13 protein-coding genes are annotated in these 15803 nt (G+C 65.1%); 3 read left to right on the plus strand and 10 right to left on the minus strand.

Annotation, left to right across the window (positions count from 1 at the left end; genetic code table 11):
- Position 1 precedes the first annotated feature (1 nt).
- Genes tssK through tssA form a run of 10 tightly spaced genes read right to left on the minus strand, consistent with a single transcriptional unit; the run spans position 2 to position 10695 of the window.
- A complete protein-coding gene (gene tssK, locus A9K66_RS20710) occupies positions 2 to 1336 on the minus strand; it encodes a type VI secretion system baseplate subunit TssK (protein WP_067327608.1) in 1335 nt (444 codons plus the stop codon).
- Positions 1337 to 1373: 37 nt separating this feature from the next.
- Complete coding sequence (tssJ, locus tag A9K66_RS20715) at positions 1374 to 1826, minus strand: type VI secretion system lipoprotein TssJ (protein ID WP_066989071.1); 453 nt, start codon at positions 1824 to 1826, stop codon at positions 1374 to 1376.
- Between the two features lie 3 nt (positions 1827 to 1829).
- The gene (gene tagH, locus A9K66_RS20720; RefSeq protein WP_067327611.1) at positions 1830 to 3278 is read right to left on the minus strand and encodes a type VI secretion system-associated FHA domain protein TagH; all 1449 of its coding nucleotides are present in this window, start codon (positions 3276 to 3278) and stop codon (positions 1830 to 1832) included.
- On the minus strand, positions 3275 to 4357 hold the full coding sequence (gene tssG, locus A9K66_RS20725) for a type VI secretion system baseplate subunit TssG (RefSeq protein ID WP_067327614.1): 1083 nt from the start codon (positions 4355 to 4357) through the stop codon (positions 3275 to 3277). Before tssG ends, tagH begins: the two co-directional genes overlap by 4 nt.
- Positions 4321 to 6195, minus strand: a complete 1875-nt coding sequence (gene tssF / locus A9K66_RS20730; protein ID WP_067327617.1) for a type VI secretion system baseplate subunit TssF — start codon at positions 6193 to 6195, stop codon at positions 4321 to 4323. The genes tssG and tssF overlap by 37 nt, the downstream gene beginning before the upstream one ends.
- A gap of 1 nt (position 6196) precedes the next feature.
- Positions 6197 to 6949 (minus strand): type VI secretion system baseplate subunit TssE, encoded by a 753-nt coding sequence (gene tssE, locus A9K66_RS20735; RefSeq protein WP_067327620.1) that lies wholly within the window; start codon positions 6947 to 6949, stop codon positions 6197 to 6199.
- Positions 6936 to 7385, minus strand: a complete 450-nt coding sequence (locus A9K66_RS20740; RefSeq protein ID WP_170950255.1) for an Hcp family type VI secretion system effector — start codon at positions 7383 to 7385, stop codon at positions 6936 to 6938. Before A9K66_RS20740 ends, tssE begins: the two co-directional genes overlap by 14 nt.
- A 59-nt stretch (positions 7386 to 7444) precedes the next feature.
- Positions 7445 to 8950, minus strand: a complete 1506-nt coding sequence (tssC, locus tag A9K66_RS20745; protein ID WP_066989059.1) for a type VI secretion system contractile sheath large subunit — start codon at positions 8948 to 8950, stop codon at positions 7445 to 7447.
- A 3-nt stretch (positions 8951 to 8953) separates the two neighbouring features.
- Positions 8954 to 9490, minus strand: a complete 537-nt coding sequence (tssB, locus tag A9K66_RS20750) for a type VI secretion system contractile sheath small subunit (protein WP_066989057.1) — start codon at positions 9488 to 9490, stop codon at positions 8954 to 8956.
- Positions 9491 to 9495: 5 nt separating this feature from the next.
- Entirely contained in the window at positions 9496 to 10695 is a 1200-nt protein-coding gene (gene tssA / locus A9K66_RS20755; protein WP_067327623.1) for a type VI secretion system protein TssA, read from the minus strand.
- Between the two features lie 332 nt (positions 10696 to 11027).
- Here tssA and tssH point away from each other — a divergent pair, with 332 nt between their 5' ends.
- The 3 genes from tssH (at position 11028) to A9K66_RS20770 (ending at position 15747) form a co-directional block, all read left to right on the plus strand.
- The gene (tssH, locus tag A9K66_RS20760) at positions 11028 to 13868 is read left to right on the plus strand and encodes a type VI secretion system ATPase TssH (protein WP_067327627.1); all 2841 of its coding nucleotides are present in this window, start codon (positions 11028 to 11030) and stop codon (positions 13866 to 13868) included.
- Positions 13869 to 14000: 132 nt separating this feature from the next.
- Entirely contained in the window at positions 14001 to 14273 is a 273-nt protein-coding gene (locus A9K66_RS20765; protein WP_067328006.1) for a hypothetical protein, read from the plus strand.
- A gap of 271 nt (positions 14274 to 14544) precedes the next feature.
- Entirely contained in the window at positions 14545 to 15747 is a 1203-nt protein-coding gene (locus tag A9K66_RS20770; protein ID WP_067327631.1) for an ABC transporter substrate-binding protein, read from the plus strand.
- The last annotated feature ends 56 nt before the right edge of the window (positions 15748 to 15803 follow it).

The following is a 15803-nucleotide window of genomic DNA, read 5'->3' on the forward strand; positions in this document are numbered from 1 at the left end:
CTCACCTGTTCACCGAATAGCAGTCGACCTGCGGCTCGCTTGGCAGCACGCCGGAAACGCCGATGACGAAACCGGGGGCGTCGAGCAGCGAGGCCCAATGCTCGCTCTTCTGGTCCAGCTCCAGGCACAGCCGGTCGCCGTCATAGGGGATCTCGCGCGGCTGCGAATGCAGCGGCTTCAGCGGAATGCCGGGCAGGCGCGACTTCCACAGCCCCTCGAACTGGTCGGCGGACCCGACGGTGGCCTGGTTGACGAAGATCTTGCGCAGCGCGTCTTCCGACAGTTCGGAGCCGACGCGGATGACGATGCGGCTGGCCACCAGAAGTTTCGGGTTGTCGATGCGCACCTTCCAGACATTGGTGGCATGCCGCATGACCGGCAGCGCGCGCGATTTCGGCTCGATATACCGCAGGCTGAGGATCAGCGAGCGCAAGGCGTCCGCCAGGGCCATATAGGCAGGGCCGGGCGCCATGTGGTCATAGGCCGGCAGCTCGCCGAGCCGGCGCGAGCTGGAGCCATAAGTCGCCATTTCGCCGGCGAGGCCGGCGAGCTCGAGATAGAGCTCGGCCGGATGGAAGACATCTTGCGCCAGCATGTGGGCGAGCCGCGGCTTGGCCGCATTGGCAAGATGAAGCATCAGCAGGTCCTCGACGCTGCGGCCGGGGCCTCCCATCACCATCTTGCCATGCGCTTCGGCGATCTGGTCGAGACCGGTGACGACCTCCTGCAGCAGTTGCCGATACCAGGCGACCGCGCCCGTGATCAGCGTCGGCGGCAGGAAGCTCTCGTCGAGCGAGACGCCGCCGTCGGCCCGCACGCCCTTGATGTCGGCGACCGGCAGCGCGGTATAGCCGCCGACCGATTTGCCGGGCGCAAGCAGCACCGCCTGCGGGCGGGCGATCTCGATCTCTTCCGGGTCGGCGCCGCCCTGCACGGAATCGCGCACCGACACGATCCTGCCGTGATAGCGCGCGCCGGTCGACGCGGCATGCGCCGGGTCGAAACCGACGCCGCCGGGCGGCTCGAGCGGCAGCGCGACCAGCACCGGCCCGGCGCCGGTATCCGCCGTGACCGGCAGCGGTTTCGGCGCGTCCATCATTTCCGGGATGGAGAAGGGCGTGCCGTCGGGGAAAATACCCCGGGCGGACACGATAGAAACCTGGCCTGCATCGAGCAGCGATTGATCGAGCGTTAGCTGCTGGAAGCCGAACGTATGGAGCTGGCCGGCCTGCAGCGCGCCCCGCACCATCGCCTCGAAGAACCGGTCCTGCTGCTGGAAATGCTGGGTTCTCAGGAAGAGCCCCTCGGACCATAGCACCCTGTTTGCGTCGCTCATGCCGCTGCTCTCTGCACTGCCAACTTCTGTCTCGCCGTCAGGCGGAAATACCGCCGCCGCCTAGCGTGACGTTGATGGTGAATTTCGATCCCGCCGACACCGACTTGGTCGTGCGCCAGTTGCGTCCGCCGGGTTCGCGGATCAGCGCGACGAAGCCGAGCGCCGTCGCGTTCGGTTCGACCGTGATGGTCTTGGCCGCCGTCTTGCCCGGTGCGACGGAGATCGAATCGGATCCGATAAGGTCGGCTCCAAGTGCGGACCCCGCATCGCCCTGCAGCGCAAAATAATCGGCCGAATTGAACTTGCCGGTGCTGGCAAGCCGCATCACCAGCACAGTCACCGGTCGATCGCCGCCGCCGGGTCCCGGATTCATGCCGGCGCCACCGGTCACGTTGACCGAGATAACCGATGGTTTCGGCGGGCCGCTCTGGCAAGCCGCAAGCAGCCCCGTCGCGCCGAGGGCAACGATGAATTCGCGTCGATCGATCATGTCCTACTCCTCTTCGTATGCATCCCTGAAGTCTGCGCCGATCTCGCCCAGGAAACTCGATTCCGCGCTTTGGGCGATGTCGCGATGGCGTTTCTGGTAAAGCTCCCACAGCTTGGCGTTGCGGCCGCCCGCAAGCAGGTTGCCGATCGCGGAATTGGATTTCAGCTCTTCCTCGATCGTCGCCGGATCGAACCGGTCGATCATGCGCCGCAGCGCTGCCTGAACGCCGCGCCAGGCGCGCACGTGATGCTGCGCGAGATCCTTCACCGCATCGCCGATCGCCGCCTCGCCGGAGAGGAAGCCGGGGCTGCGCTCCGAGATTATGGTGACGATGACATCCTCGACCGTCGGCAGGAATTTGAGCGGGTTGACCTCGGAGGCGCCGACCACCGTCTGGGCAACGCGCGCGCTGCCCTTTTCCTCGGCGCGCTTGCGCAGAAGCTGCATCAGGCCGTCCAGCATCAGCCGGTACTCGCGCCCGAATTTTTCCATCTCGGCGATCGCGTCGCGCCCGAGAAAATCGGCCTCCTCGACCCCCATGCCGCGCAGGAAGGCGGCGCGCAGCGCCATATCGCCGGGCACAGGCTGAACTGCACGGGACGGCCTGGGCGCGGGAGCCGGGCGCGGCGGAGGAGGCGGCTCGGGCGTGCGCGCCGGCAAGTCCCGCGGAGGAGCGACCTGCGGCTTTTCGGCTGGCTGCTCGCTGCGACGGGCCGTATGCGCGCCGTTGGCGGAGGCAGGCGTCGCGGCTGGGCCGAAGCCGAAGTCGTCGAAGCCGGTCGGTTTCGGCGCCGGCTGCGCCGTATCGCCGCGCGCGGGCATGTCGCCGAAGCCGAACGGATCGGACCGGCCAGTTGCCGAGTCGTCGTCCGAGGCCGGTGTCGCCACCGGGTCGAGGCTGAATGGGTCGTCGAAGGCGGGCGAACTGCGCTGGTTCGAGGCGCGGTCATACGCGCCGGGCACAGGCTGCTCGAACGGGTCCGGCAGATCGGCCGGCCGCGGCCGCCGCGGCTCCTCCTCGACCTTGGCCGAAAAGAAATCGTCGCCGCCGATGCTGGGCGAAGATCGCTGCTGAGGCGCCGACCAGGCGGCGGCGGAATGGTTGGCGGCCTCACCGACCGAAGTCTGGCTCGCGCTTGGCTGGACCTCGACATAGAGCACGTAGTCGCCCAGTCTCAAACGCATGCCGCTTTGCAGCCGTGCCGACCTGCCGGTGCCGAGCGGGCTGTCGGAATCGTCGATGAACAGCCCGCTGCTCGATGTATCGGTGACGAAGTAGCCGTCGCGGCCGCCGCTGATCTTGCAATGGGCGCGCGACACGAACATGTCCGGATCGTCGATCTGCCAGCCGGCATCGGCGCTGCGCCCGATCACCAGCTCGCCTTCGTCCAGCCGGGTCTGCCTGACCACCTGGGAGCGCGGGCCTTGTTCCAGCGTCAGCAGCAGGCTCATGCGGCCGCCTCCGCCATTTCCGGCCGCCAGCCGACGACAGTGCGGAGCTTGAGATCGTCGGCGTCTCCCTTCTCGGCGGGGCGAGCAAGCCAGGAGGTTCGGCCGAGCTGGACGGTGCCGATCTTCGGCGGCGGCACGGCGTCGCGCGCAAGCACGATGCGCAAATCGACATCCAGCGCTTCGCCGATCATGTCGCGCACCGCTTTCTTGAAGAGGGCGAGGCGCCGCTCTCCAGGCAGGAAGGACTTGAAGTCGTCGAGATCGAGCGGGCCGACGCGCAACTCGATCCGGCTCTGGCGGCTGAAGACGCGCGGGCCGATCGTCGCCCCGCGCCCGAGCGCCGCATAGGCCTTGCCGACGCGGCTCTGCAGTGCCGCCGGTATGGTGATCCAGGAAGCGACGAATTCCTTGATCTCGACCGGCACCTTGAAGGCCGTGGCAAGAAACAAGGTGAGCCGTTCCGGACCGTCGACCTGGCTGGCCAGCGATCCGGCCTGGCGCAGCCGCACAGCGTCGAGTTCGGCATCCTGGGTGCCGGGAAGGCCGATCCCCGACATTGCTTCCAGCATGGCGCGGACGCGTCCGCCGATCGAGCGCTCGACCTGCACCGCCGGATGTGCGTCGGCCCAGGCGCGGTAGTAAAGCGCGATCATCCGGTGCTGCAGGATGTTGACGAAGTCGACGAAGGTTGTGTCGCTGGTCTGCTCCGCTTGCGTGCCGGTGAACCAGCGCTGCGACAGCCGGTCGAGCACCCAGCGCGTCAGATGCAGCGGCATCGGCCCTTCGGGCCCGAGCAGTCCGAGATTGGCGACGGTCACCCGCGCCGGAGCCTTTTCGCCCGCCTCCTGGAATTTCATCACGTCCCTGGCCGAGAAGCTCAGGCGGACATGCTGGCCGAGCCGCGCCGGCTCGCGATTGGCCTGGCCGGAATAGCCGAACAGCCCGCCCCTCTGCTCCAGCCGGCGCAGAAGCTCGAAGAAGTCAAAGCTTTCCGACAACGCCCCGATTCCGTCTGAGACGGCTTCGCTCAGGGCGGGCCGCGCTAGATCAGGTAGCGATTGCCGGGCGTCATCGGCCATGGCACATCCTCCTGCTTCTGCAGCAGCCGCGTGCGTGTCCGCACGAAACCGTTTATCCCGGCATGGCGGGCAAACAGCCGCGCCAGCAGGGCCGAAAGCAAAAGCGTGCTTTGCCCCGCCAGCACCGACTGGTCGACATGCAGCGTCACTTCCGTGCCCCGCCCGAAGCACATCGGCCCGTCGATCTTGAGCCGCTCGATCACCGGGCGCGAGTCGATGCGGGTGATCGAATGCACGTTGCGGGCGAGGCTCGGGTCGCCGCGGTCGGCATAAAGATCGAGCAGCGCGTGCAGCGGATCGACGCCGCGGCCTTCCTTGGCGAGACTCAAGAAGTTGAGCGAGAGCTGCGCCACCAGCCGCCAGGCAAGATTGTCGGCGCGGGATTCGCCTTCGGCGCCCGCCGGCAGCGACGCCGGGATCGACGGCTGGGGCGGCCGCAGCGCGCCGAGCAGCCTGACGGCCTCCACCGGGTCCGCCGTCTCTAGCGTCAGTGTCGGTGTGTCGTCGAGGATCGGCAGGTCGCGATTGGTGCAAAGCGCCATGATGTCGAGGCGCTTGAGCGGCCGGTTGGCCGGGCTGCCGGCCGGGCGCGACACCGAGAGGAAAACGTCGTCTCCCGTGTAGGAGGTGCGGGTCAGGCCGTCGCGACGCTCATCTTCGGTGGCCCTGCGAGGGCGCCGCTCGGTCGAATACACCCAGCCGCTGCCGCGGTTCTGCCCCAGGCTGAAAAGCTCGGGAATCTCGGCCTCGCTGCCCTCCGCGTCGGCATCCTCCACTCGGGTGACGCGGAAGATCTCGAAATCGCGCGCTCTGGTTCGATCGGCATGCAGCACTTGCCTTGTCCTGCGCGGATCGATCTCGATGACGTTGCATTCGCGCTCGAAGAGATTGATCAGCGGCGTCACGAAGAGCTCGAAATCGGCCGGCGCAACGTCGGCGAGCTCGGGCACCGGGCGGCGGAACAGGAAGATGATCTCCATCCCCGCCTCGCATCTGCGCACCACCGGCTGCAGGCCGGCGACCCGCACATAGTGGAAGCGTTCGGGGACCATGAAATATTCGCGCAGCAGGCGGTAGCCCTCGAAGGTCGGGCGGGTGCGCGGCATCAGCGCCTCGTCGTCGCGGATGCCGACCATCTCGGGCTCGGGCAACGCCGATAGCGGATTGGTCTTTCCTTCCGCCCGCGCGCCGACGGCCGAGCAGGCCCCGAAGATCGCGTCGAACAGGAGCGGCGCCTTGGTGCGACCGGCGAAATAGAGATCGAGACGGTCGAGCGACAGCTCGCTGAGCTTGCCCTTTCCGGTGCGCGCAAGCGCGACGCGCAGCGCTGCCTCGCCGCGCGCGCCGGCGACTGGGCCGATGCCGGCGGCAGCCAGCGCGCTGCGATCCTGGAAATAGCTGACGGAGGTGATCGCGATCGGCCATAGCGTGATCTCTTGCGCGGTGCTGAAGGTTGACCGCGTCGACAGCCCCGGATGCAGGCTGGAGACCAGTCGTGTGCCGCGCGCGACTGTATGACCGGCGATCATCGACTGCACTTGCTGGCCGGGTTTCAGCACCGCCATCGCCGTTGCCGGCGCCGGGGTGACCAGGTCCGGGTAAAGCACGTCGAGCACGGCGCGCGAGAAGCGCGAGCGCTCGGCGTCGACCTTCAGCCGCGTGCGCGCGGCAAGGAAGGCCACGCCGTCGAGCAGCCGTTCGACATAGGGGTCCGGGCAGGGAACGGTGTCGAGGGAAAGATTGCGGGCGACTGCCGGATGCATATCGGCGAATTCGGCCGCGAGCGCCCGGATATGGGTCAGTTCTTCTTCGTAATATTCGACGAAGACCCGATCCATCTCAGGTCTCCCGGAATTCGGTTCGCGCCAGGCCGTTGTCGAGATTGATCGTGGTGCGCAGCCGCATGCGCTCCGGCGTCGGCGTCATGATCAGCACGGCGTCGATCTCGATCTTCAGGCCGACGCTCTTGTCGCCAAGGGTGACATTGACCGTCGTGGCGCTTTCCTTGAGCCGCGGCTCGAAGGTGGCGAGCACCGCGCGGATCTCGCGCGCCAGGGTATCGCGGTCGAAGTCCCGCGAGGAGCGGCCGGAGAAGGACGGCACGCCGTAGTTCACGACGCTGCGGCGCACCTCCGGAAAGTCGGCAAGCGACGGCAGCTCGTCCAGGGGCTGTTCGTGCTCGGCATCGGAAAGCATCGGAACGGACTCGAAGCGCTCGGTGTTGAACAAGGCTTCGATGTCGCGCCGGACGGCTTCCCTGAGCACCCGCGCCGACACCACCACGCCGCGGCTTTCGATCTCGGCGCGATGTTCGGCCTGGAACACCAGACGGTGCAGGCGCCGCTTTTGGTCGGGGGTGAGTTCCGCATCGGCATCGATGGTGCGTGCGCTGCCGGCAAGAAGAGCCTCGACGCGCTCGGCGCCGAGTTCTTCTTCCAGCAGGCGACGCAGCCCCTCGATCTCCGACGTCAGCCCGGGCAGGTCGTTGATGAGGCGGTCCCAGAGGGAGGGCTGGACCGCCTCGCGCTTTGCTCGCGAACTGCCGGCGAGCTGCGCCCTTGCGCCGGGCCTTTTGGCCTCACTTGCCGACATAGACATCCATTTCGATCTCGTCGTCCTTGTCGTAGACGAATTTGATCTTCTTGTAGGCGAAGCTCACTTCTTCCTCGATCAGGTCGGCCTCGTCATCGGCCTGCTTCATGTCGTATTCCATGATCGAAGCGTCGGTGAGCGTCACCACCAGATAATCGCTGGTCTCGCCGTCGATGGTGCGGCGCGCCGAAAACACCACTTCGTCGAGCGCCTTGTTGTCGAACAGCGCCTTCTTCAGGTAAGGCGACGCCTTGTCGTAATGCTTGGTGAACTTGATCATCCCCAAGGATACGCGCCCGCGGCGCGAGAGCGAATTGGGATCGTAAGGCGCGATCATCTTGTAGTCGACGCCATGGACTTCGATCTCATCTTCGTGGCCGTCGCGCACGCTCGGACCCTTGATGTCCGGAACTTTCAGAAAACCATCGATCTTCATTGAAGGCATTGTCTTTCTCCACCGCTCTCAAACCAAACAAGATGACTATGCTTGCGATTTCACCCCTTCACTGACGGCAGTTCGGACACCAGCCGGAGCGAGGCATTGATGCCTTCCAGCTGGTAGTGCGGACGCAGATAGAAACGGGCGTTGTAGTAACCGGGCCGGCCTTCGACACTGTCGACCTGGACCTCGGCCGCGGCGAGCGGGCGCTTGGCGCGCGCCTTGTCGTCGGCAAAGGCTGGATTGGCCAGCACGTACCGGTTGATCCATTCGGTCAACCAGATCTGCATGTCGGTGCGTTCCTTGAACGAGCCGATCTTGTCGCGCGCGATCGCCTTGAGGTAGTGGGCGAAGCGCGAGACCGGGAACAGGTAGGGCAGGTTGGCGCTGAGCCGCTCGTTGGCCTGCGCGTCGGGATCGACCAGACGCCCGGCTCGGGTCTCGTCGTCCTGCAGCGAATGGGCGCCGATGAAGGCCGCAAGGTCGGTGTTCTTCCGGTGCAGGATCGGCATCAGGCCGAGTTTGGCGAGCTCCGCTTCGCGCCGGTCGTCGATAGCGACTTCCGTCGGGCATTTCATCGCGATCGATCCGTCGTCGGTCGGAAACGCGTGCACCGGCAGGTTGAGCACCGTGCCGCCGTTTTCGACGCCGCGGATCTGTGTGCCCCAGCCAAAAAGCTTGTGGCTGCGGTTGATGTTGACGCCCATCGGGAAGGCGGCGTTCATCCAGACATATTTGTTGTGGTCGCCTCCCACCTCTTCCTCGAAGGTGAAACCCTTCACCGGAACGGTTTCCGAGCCGTAAGGCAGGCGCGCCAGCACCCGCGGCATGGTGAGGCCGATATAGCGGGCGTCCTCGCTCTCGCGCAGCGACTGCCACGAGGCATAGGCCGGGTTGTTGACGATCATCTGCAGGTCCTGCGGGTTGGGCAGTTCCTGCCAGCTGTCCATGCGGAACAGGCGCGGCGAGGCGGCGGCGATGAAGGGCGTGTGCGCCGAGGCGCAGACGCCGGAGATGTTGCGCAGCAGGCCGACGTCGCGCGGATGGTTCGAGAATTCGTAGGCGCCGAGAATGCAGCCGATCGGCTCGCCGCCCAGCATCGAATACTCGTCCGTATAGACCTTCTTGAAGATCGGGCTCTGGTCCCACATCTGGCCTTCATAGTCTTCCAGCGTGTCGGCCAACTGTTCCTTGGAGATGTTCATCACCCGGATCTTGAGCTTCGTATCCGTCTCGGTGTTGTTGACGAGATACCAGAGGCCGCGCCAGGTGCCTTCCATCTCGCGCACTTCCGGCGCGTGCAGGATCTCGTTGACCTGCGTCGTCAGCATCTTGTCGATGCCGGCGATCAGCGACTTGATCGACTTGATCGCATTGGACGAGATGGTGGTGGTTTCGGAGCGCGACTGCGCCGCCAGCGCCAGGTTGCGCACCAGCTGCTGGAGCTTCTCGCTGTCGTCCTTCTTGACCTTGAAATCCTTTTCCAGGAGGCCGCTGAATTCGCCGAGGTCAATCGCTTCCGCCTCGGCGGTGGCGGCTGCGGTTTTTTGCTGTTCAGCCATGACTTACTCCTCGCCCTTGCCCTCAGAAATCGCCTGGCCGGCGATCTTGCTCAGCAGCGGTTCGTTGTTCAGAAGCTGCGCGATGCGCTTTTCGGCGTCGACGCGGCCGTCCATGAAGCCGAGCAGCTCTTCGAGCTGCCGGCGCATCTTGAGGATCTCGGCCAGTTGCGGGACCTGCTCAGCGATCTTGTCCGGCGCGAAATCGCCCATCTTGGAGAAGGTGAGATCGATCGCGAGCTCTTCGTCCCGCTCGGCGCCCTCGGCTTGCGGGAGTGTGTTCTTTACTCGTGCCTTCACCCGCGGCCCCATGGCCTCCATGAACTTCGGGAACCGATTGGCGTCGGTCTCGACGAAGTTGCGGTCGAGCACTGACTTCACCGCTTCCTTGGTCTGTGAAGCGCCGGAAAGATCGGCCATCACGGCCATGACGAACGGCAGTTCGATCGTTGTCGGGCTGCCGTAGGTCTCGACGTCATAGGCGATCTGCACGCGCGGGGCGCGGTTTCTTTCGATGACCTTCGCTTTGCTCTCTGCTGGCATGCTTGTTACCTTTCATCCTTCTGGGCCGGCTTCTTCGGATCGGGGACACCGGCAAGCAGCCGGAACTCCTTCAGCCCCGATGGGGCGAGATCTTCCATCAATTCCACGAAATCCATGTGCACCATGCGGCGCACGCGGCGGGCGAGATGCGGGATCGGGCTCGACGGCTCGGTGCGGTCATAAAAGGCGACGACGAGATCCAGGCATTTGACGACGTCGTCGCGCGAGGTGATCCGGTCGGGCAGCCCGGCGCCCGGTTCCGCATAGCTTGCGACACTTGCCATCGATTCGGCTCCCCTCGCTTCGGCGCCCATCCTTTCGGCGCCATGGCCGTTTGGGCCGGGCGCTGCCGGTTCCGCCGGCTGCGGGATTGGCTTTGCGGCCCCGTTCGCCCCGGCACCGGCGGCGGAATTCCGCTCCAGCGTCGTCAGCAATCGCTGCAGGAAGCGTCTCAATTCCGGAATGGCGGGGCCATTGCCGTCGATGCGCTTGTTGAGGGCGGCGTCGACCTCGTCGAGAGCGGCGATCACCGCGCGGGCGTCGGCGAGCAGCGAGGTCATCGCCTCGCCGGCCTGATCGACTTGCGCCTTGCACCCGGTGCGCACCCGGTTCACCAGCTGGTTGTGGCCGCTCACCAGCGCCGCCTTTTCCGCCGCGCCCAGTCCCGAAGCAGCCTCCTGCAGCATGACGTGTTCGTCGAGGCTGCCCTTCTCCAGGTCCTCTCCCTTGATCGGGCCGACCGTGCGCGGCGCAAAGAAGACCATGCCGCGCAGATCCTTGAGCAGCCCGTCCTGGCTGTTTTGCAGGTCGATCAGCGCATTGATGCGCCGCAAGGCAGCCTCGCGCGGCGTGGCGCCAGAGCGCAGTGCCGGATGCATCGTTTCCCAATGCCTGTCGAAGGTTTGGGCGATCAGCGTCAGGCCTTCGGCGAGCCCGCCCAGCTGTTCTTCGTTGGCAAGGGCACGCACAACCAGGACGAGGAGGCGCAGGTCCCGCCCGTGCGACCGCAACTCCTCCGCCTTGGTGAGTACGACGGACCAGTCGACCGGAACATCGACTTCCGATTTGTTGTTTCCTTCGTATTCGACCTTTTTCTGCTGTTCGGTCAGGCGCTCCAGCTCATGAAAGGCCGGGTCGTTACGCAAGTCCTCTCCCGACGGATTTTCACCGTTCAGAGGATTCAGCCAGAGTGCGAGATCAATCACACTAACCCCCAGCCAGCGGCCCTGAGACCCTATGTGACGCAACGTTACCACCGGCCTCGCGTCACGACAATTGAGCAGCTGCTCAAAAACTAACGGATGCTAAACGCGACCGTTTCTTTCAGCAAAACCCATTGCGCGATTGCCGGGCCGGGTATGTGAAATGGCTCGCATAGCCCGGACCGCAATCCGGTATTTCTTGCACGACATTGCAGAGCTTGTGTAACCGGGCAGTGCCGCCCGGATGGATCCAAACGCCTTATCCGTCACACGGCTTTGTCAAGCCGCCGCTTATATGGCAGGGTACGGTTGGCAGATTGCGGGAGCAGGTTCGAATGGAACAGCGCCGGTCATCGCAGAGCTTCAAGCGTAAGGAACTGGTCGCCAAGCTCAACGCCACGGGGGTGCGCGCCTTCAAGGCCGCGGCCGACACGGCCAAGCTGCGCGGCAATCCTTATGTGGAGCTCGTCCACTTCATCCAGCAACTGGTGCTGTCCGAGCGCTCGGACGTGCAGATGATCATCGCCGATGCCGGGTTGGACGTCAGCCGGCTGACGGCTGACATGACCCGGGCCATCGACAAGCTGCCTTACGGCGCGACCTCCGTCGAGGAATTCTCCGATCACATCTTCCACGCCATCCAGGAAGGCTGGAACCTGGCGACGCTGGAGTTCGGCGTCGAGGAGGTGCGCAGCGCCCATATCCTCCTGGCCTGCCTGAGGACGCCGGTACTGGAAGGCCTGGTGTCGAAAATCAGCGCCGAATTCGACAAAATCGATGCCGACGGCGTCGTTTCCCGTTTCGCCGATGTCACCGAAGGCTCGCTCGAAGCCGGCACACCTCCCGCCTCTGCCGCCGCCGAACAGCCGATGAAGCGCGGTCCGGGCGGAGATTCGGCGCTGGCCAAATACGCGACCGACCTCACGCTGCGCGCCCGCGACGGCAAGATCGACCCGGTCGTCGGCCGCGACCCGGAAATCCGGCAGATCGTCGACATCCTCATGCGTCGCCGCCAAAACAACCCGATCCTGACCGGCGAGGCCGGCGTCGGCAAGACGGCGGTGGTCGAAGGATTTGCGCTCCGCATCGCCCAGGGCGACGTGCCGCCGACGCTTGAGAATGTCAGCGTGCGCATGCTCGATGTCGGGCTGATGCAGGCGGGCGCCAGCGTCAAGGGCGAGTTCGAGAAGCGGCTGAAGGCGGTCATCGACGAGGTTCAGGCCTCCGAGGTGCCGGTCATCCTGTTCATCGACGAGGCGCATACGCTGATCGGCGCCGGCGGTGCCGCGGGCACCGGCGACGCCGCCAATCTTTTGAAGCCGGCGCTGGCGCGCGGCGAGCTGCGCACCATAGCCGCCACGACCTGGGCCGAATACAAGCAGCATATCGAGAAGGACCCGGCGCTGACGCGCCGCTTCCAGGTGGTCAAGATCGAGGAGCCGTCGGAAGCTGTGGCCGTGCTGATGCTGCGCGGCGTCGCCGGCGTCCTGGAGCAGCACCACAAGGTCCAGATACTGGACGAGGCGATCGAGGCGGCGGTCGCGCTCTCGCACCGCTACATTCCGGCCAGGCAACTGCCGGACAAGGCCGTCAGCCTGCTCGACACGGCTTGCGCGCGCGTTGCGGTCTCGCAGCATGCGACGCCAGCCGAGGTCGAGGACATTCTGCGCCGCCGCCAGGCGCTGGAGGTCGAGAGTGGCATCATCGGCCGCGAGGCGGCGATCGGCATCGAGGTCGCCGACCGTCAGGCTCGCGTCGATGCCGGGCTGGCGGAAACCGAGACCACCTTAGCCGCCGCCCAGGCGCGCTGGGATCGCGAGAAAGCACTGGTCGCCGAGATTCTTGACCTGCGCGCTAAACTACGCGGTGAAGGCGTGCCGCTCGATGCGGCGGGGGGGGAGGCCGGGGAGGAAACCGTAGCGGCTGAGCCGGCTGCGTCCGAAACTCCCGAAGCAAAGGCGCCCGAGAGCAAGGCGGCTGAAACCAAGCCCGCGAAATCCAAGGGCTCGAAAGCCAAGGCGGCGAAGGGCGAGGCGGTCGAACCCGAGGCGGTCGTCGGAGAGACGATCGCCGAGGGATCGGCCGGTTCGTCTGCCGATTTCGCGCGGCTGCGCGAGCTGATGGCGGAGCTTGCCGCGGCGCAGGGCGAGACGCCGCTGATCCTGCCTTCGGTCGATCGCAATGCGGTCGCCGCCGTGGTGCAGGATTGGACCGGCATCCCGACCGGACGGATGCTGTCCAGCCAGACCGAGAAAGCGCTCAGGCTGGCCGCGACCCTTTCGGAACGCGTGGTCGGCCAGGATCACGCGATGGAGATGATCGCCAAACGTGTCCAGACCAGCCGCGCCGGCCTTGGCGCGCCGGAAAAGCCGGTCGGCGTATTCCTGCTCTGCGGCCCCTCCGGCGTCGGCAAGACCGAGACCGCGCTGGCGCTTGCCGAGACGCTTTATGGCGGCGAGCAGAACCTGATCTCGATCAACATGTCCGAGTTCCAGGAAGCGCATACCGTCTCGACGCTCAAGGGCGCGCCGCCCGGCTATGTCGGTTACGGCAAGGGCGGCATCCTGACCGAGGCGGTGCGCAGAAAACCCTATTCGGTGATCCTGCTCGACGAGGTCGAGAAGGCGCATCCGGACGTCCACGAGATCTTCTTCCAGGTTTTCGACAAGGGCATGATGGACGACAGCGAGGGCCGACGCATCGATTTCAAGAATACGCTGATCCTGCTCACCTCGAATGTCGGCTCCGACGTCATCATGGACCGCACCAAGAACGGCACCGTGCGGACCGGCATCGACGATCTCGACGCGGCCCTGCGCACGCCGCTGCTGAAAGTTTTCCCGGCCGCCTTCCTCGGTAGGGTGGTCACCATACCCTATTATCCGTTGTCGGATTCGATGATCGAGGCGATCGCCCGCCATCAGTTCGGCAAGATCGCGCGGCGGCTTAAAGCGACCAACGATGCCGAACTGGTCATCGGCGACGGCGTCATGGATCTGGTCAAGGCGCGCTGCACCGAGATCGAGTCCGGCGGCCGCATGATCGACGCCATCCTCACCAACACGCTGTTGCCGGAGCTCAGTCGCGGCGTGCTCAACCGCTCGCTGGAGGGTGCGAAGATGACGAAGGTCACCGTCGGCGCGTCCAAGGAAGGTTTTACCTACTCTTTCGAGTAGCCGCAGCAACTCCGGGGAAGGAGTGTACTCCCAATCGGGCCAAGCTATTTTGAAGATAGAGACTGGGAACTTTTGCTCCGCTGGCGATTTTGGATATGCTGCTGATCCGAAATGGCCGGAAAGGTGCCGCCGATGACGAAAAACCTTGCGATCTCCGCTCTCGTTCTGGCCACGGCCATTGGCGTGTCCGGCGTGGCGTTCGCCGGCGACCGGCAGCTCAAGCGCCCGGTCGAGCAGGAGCGCTACGTTCCGGCCGAAGGCGACCTCATCGACATCCTGTTCGGCGGACCGCGCTACTATGACGCCATGCTGGTCACCACGGCGGCGGGCGCGTGTTCGTACCACCGGACGGGACCGGACGCGAATGCGCTGAACAAAATCAACGACCATCATTGCGGAAAATAAGGTCTGCCCCGCGCCCGGCCGTCGGTAAGCCGCGACCGACTCCATTTCATCATGCCGCGAACTGATCGTTCGCCGAGGTGGCTGGCCGTTCGGGCAGCCCGTCCTCAGCCTGCCCCGCGGTTGGGCCGCTCTGCCGTCGCACACATTCAGCCGAAACATTGTATACAATAACAAAGAAATCTGTTGACAATCTCTCGCAGGCGACTTCCCATAGGTTATCCGCGCAGCCGATGAGCAAAAACAAAAGCGCGATAACCAGAAGGGAACCGATATGATCAACCGACGCTCGACTTTGAAATCGCTGGTGCTTGGCGCCGTCTCGACCCTGGCCATGGCCGGCATAGGCATCCCGTCCGCGCAGGCTGAAAACAAGGAACTGAAGATCGGCTTTGTTGGTGTCACCAGCGGTCCCGCCGCCGCCTGGGGCACGTCCAATGTGCGCTCGATGCAGACGCGCGCCGCCTGGCTCAACGAAAAAGGCGGCGTCAAGATCGGCGACGACACCTACAACATCAACATCGTCACCTTCGACGACCAGAAAGATCCCAAGCGCGCCATCGCCGGCATGGAGAAGATGGCGCAGGAGGGCATCCACTATGTCGTCGGACCCAATGTCGATGACGGCGCTGCTGCGGTGCGCCCTGTCGCCGAGGCCAACGGCATCATCTATTTCCCCTATGCCTTCCCGAAGGCGCTCTACCAGAAGCCGGCCTCGAACGCCGTGCTCGGCATGATCGCCAACTACCAGTCGGGCCCGGCGATCTATAAATACCTCAAGGAAAACAAGGGCGTGAAGACGATCGCCTTTGTCGCCGCGAACGAATCCGACCCGCTCAGCCAGCGTGACAGCGGCGTCGAGGCGGCCAAGGCGCTCGGGCTCGACGTCGTCGCGCAGAACGACACGTACCAGAATGACACCCGCGACTTCACGCCGGTGCTGACCCCGATCGTCGCGCTGAAGCCCGATCTGCTGGTGCTGTCCGGCGTGGCGCCGGCTAACGCGCCGCTGCTCATCCGCGCCGCCCGCGAGCTCGGCTTCGAGGGCTTGATCTCGACCGAGACGGCGCAGGACGCCAAGGTTCTGGAGGAGGGCGCCGGCGAATACGCCAACGGCTTCATTTCCGTCGGCGGTGCCTCGACGCCGGAGATCGCGTCCGACGAGATGAAGGAGTTCGTCGCGCGCTACACCAAGATGTTCGGCGAGTATAACGACGAGTCCAATACCAAGGTTTACGCGTTGGAGTACATCATCGAGACGATGAAGGCCAATCCGGCCGCCATCAACAATGTCGACGAATTCAAGAAGACCATGGACACCTTCTCGGCGCCCAACCCCTTCCTCAAGGGGGACGCCAAGCTGAGTTATGTCGGCGCGACCTCCTTCGGCCAGAAGCGTCAGCTGGCCGTGCCGATGGTGGTCAACGAATACAAGGACGGCGCTTTCCAGACCCTGTTCGTCGGCTCCGTCGACTAGGTTTGGGTTCCTAAGGTTACTTCCTCCCGAATGCCGGGGGTCCGGGCGCTGCTCGG

The organism is Mesorhizobium sp. AA23 (assembly GCF_001672435.1).
GTDB lineage: Bacteria > Pseudomonadota > Alphaproteobacteria > Rhizobiales > Rhizobiaceae > Mesorhizobium.

Excerpts from the sequence above, each read along its gene's own strand:
- tssE (WP_067327620.1), bottom strand. The coding sequence starts at position 6,949 with ATGTCGGCAAGTGAGGCCAAAAGGCCCGGCGCAAGGGCGCAGCTCGCC.
- tssK (WP_067327608.1), bottom strand. The coding sequence starts at position 1,336 with ATGAGCGACGCAAACAGGGTGCTATGGTCCGAGGGGCTCTTCCTGAGA.
- A9K66_RS20770 (WP_067327631.1), top strand. The coding sequence starts at position 14,545 with ATGATCAACCGACGCTCGACTTTGAAATCGCTGGTGCTTGGCGCCGTC.
- tssC (WP_066989059.1), bottom strand. The coding sequence starts at position 8,950 with ATGGCTGAACAGCAAAAAACCGCAGCCGCCACCGCCGAGGCGGAAGCG.
- tssF (WP_067327617.1), bottom strand. The coding sequence starts at position 6,195 with ATGGATCGGGTCTTCGTCGAATATTACGAAGAAGAACTGACCCATATC.
- tssB (WP_066989057.1), bottom strand. The coding sequence starts at position 9,490 with ATGCCAGCAGAGAGCAAAGCGAAGGTCATCGAAAGAAACCGCGCCCCG.
- tssG (WP_067327614.1), bottom strand. The coding sequence starts at position 4,357 with ATGGCCGATGACGCCCGGCAATCGCTACCTGATCTAGCGCGGCCCGCC.
- A9K66_RS20740 (WP_170950255.1), bottom strand. The coding sequence starts at position 7,385 with ATGAAGATCGATGGTTTTCTGAAAGTTCCGGACATCAAGGGTCCGAGC.
- tssJ (WP_066989071.1), bottom strand. The coding sequence starts at position 1,826 with ATGATCGATCGACGCGAATTCATCGTTGCCCTCGGCGCGACGGGGCTG.
- tagH (WP_067327611.1), bottom strand. The coding sequence starts at position 3,278 with ATGAGCCTGCTGCTGACGCTGGAACAAGGCCCGCGCTCCCAGGTGGTC.
- A9K66_RS20765 (WP_067328006.1), top strand. The coding sequence starts at position 14,001 with ATGACGAAAAACCTTGCGATCTCCGCTCTCGTTCTGGCCACGGCCATT.
- tssH (WP_067327627.1), top strand. The coding sequence starts at position 11,028 with ATGGAACAGCGCCGGTCATCGCAGAGCTTCAAGCGTAAGGAACTGGTC.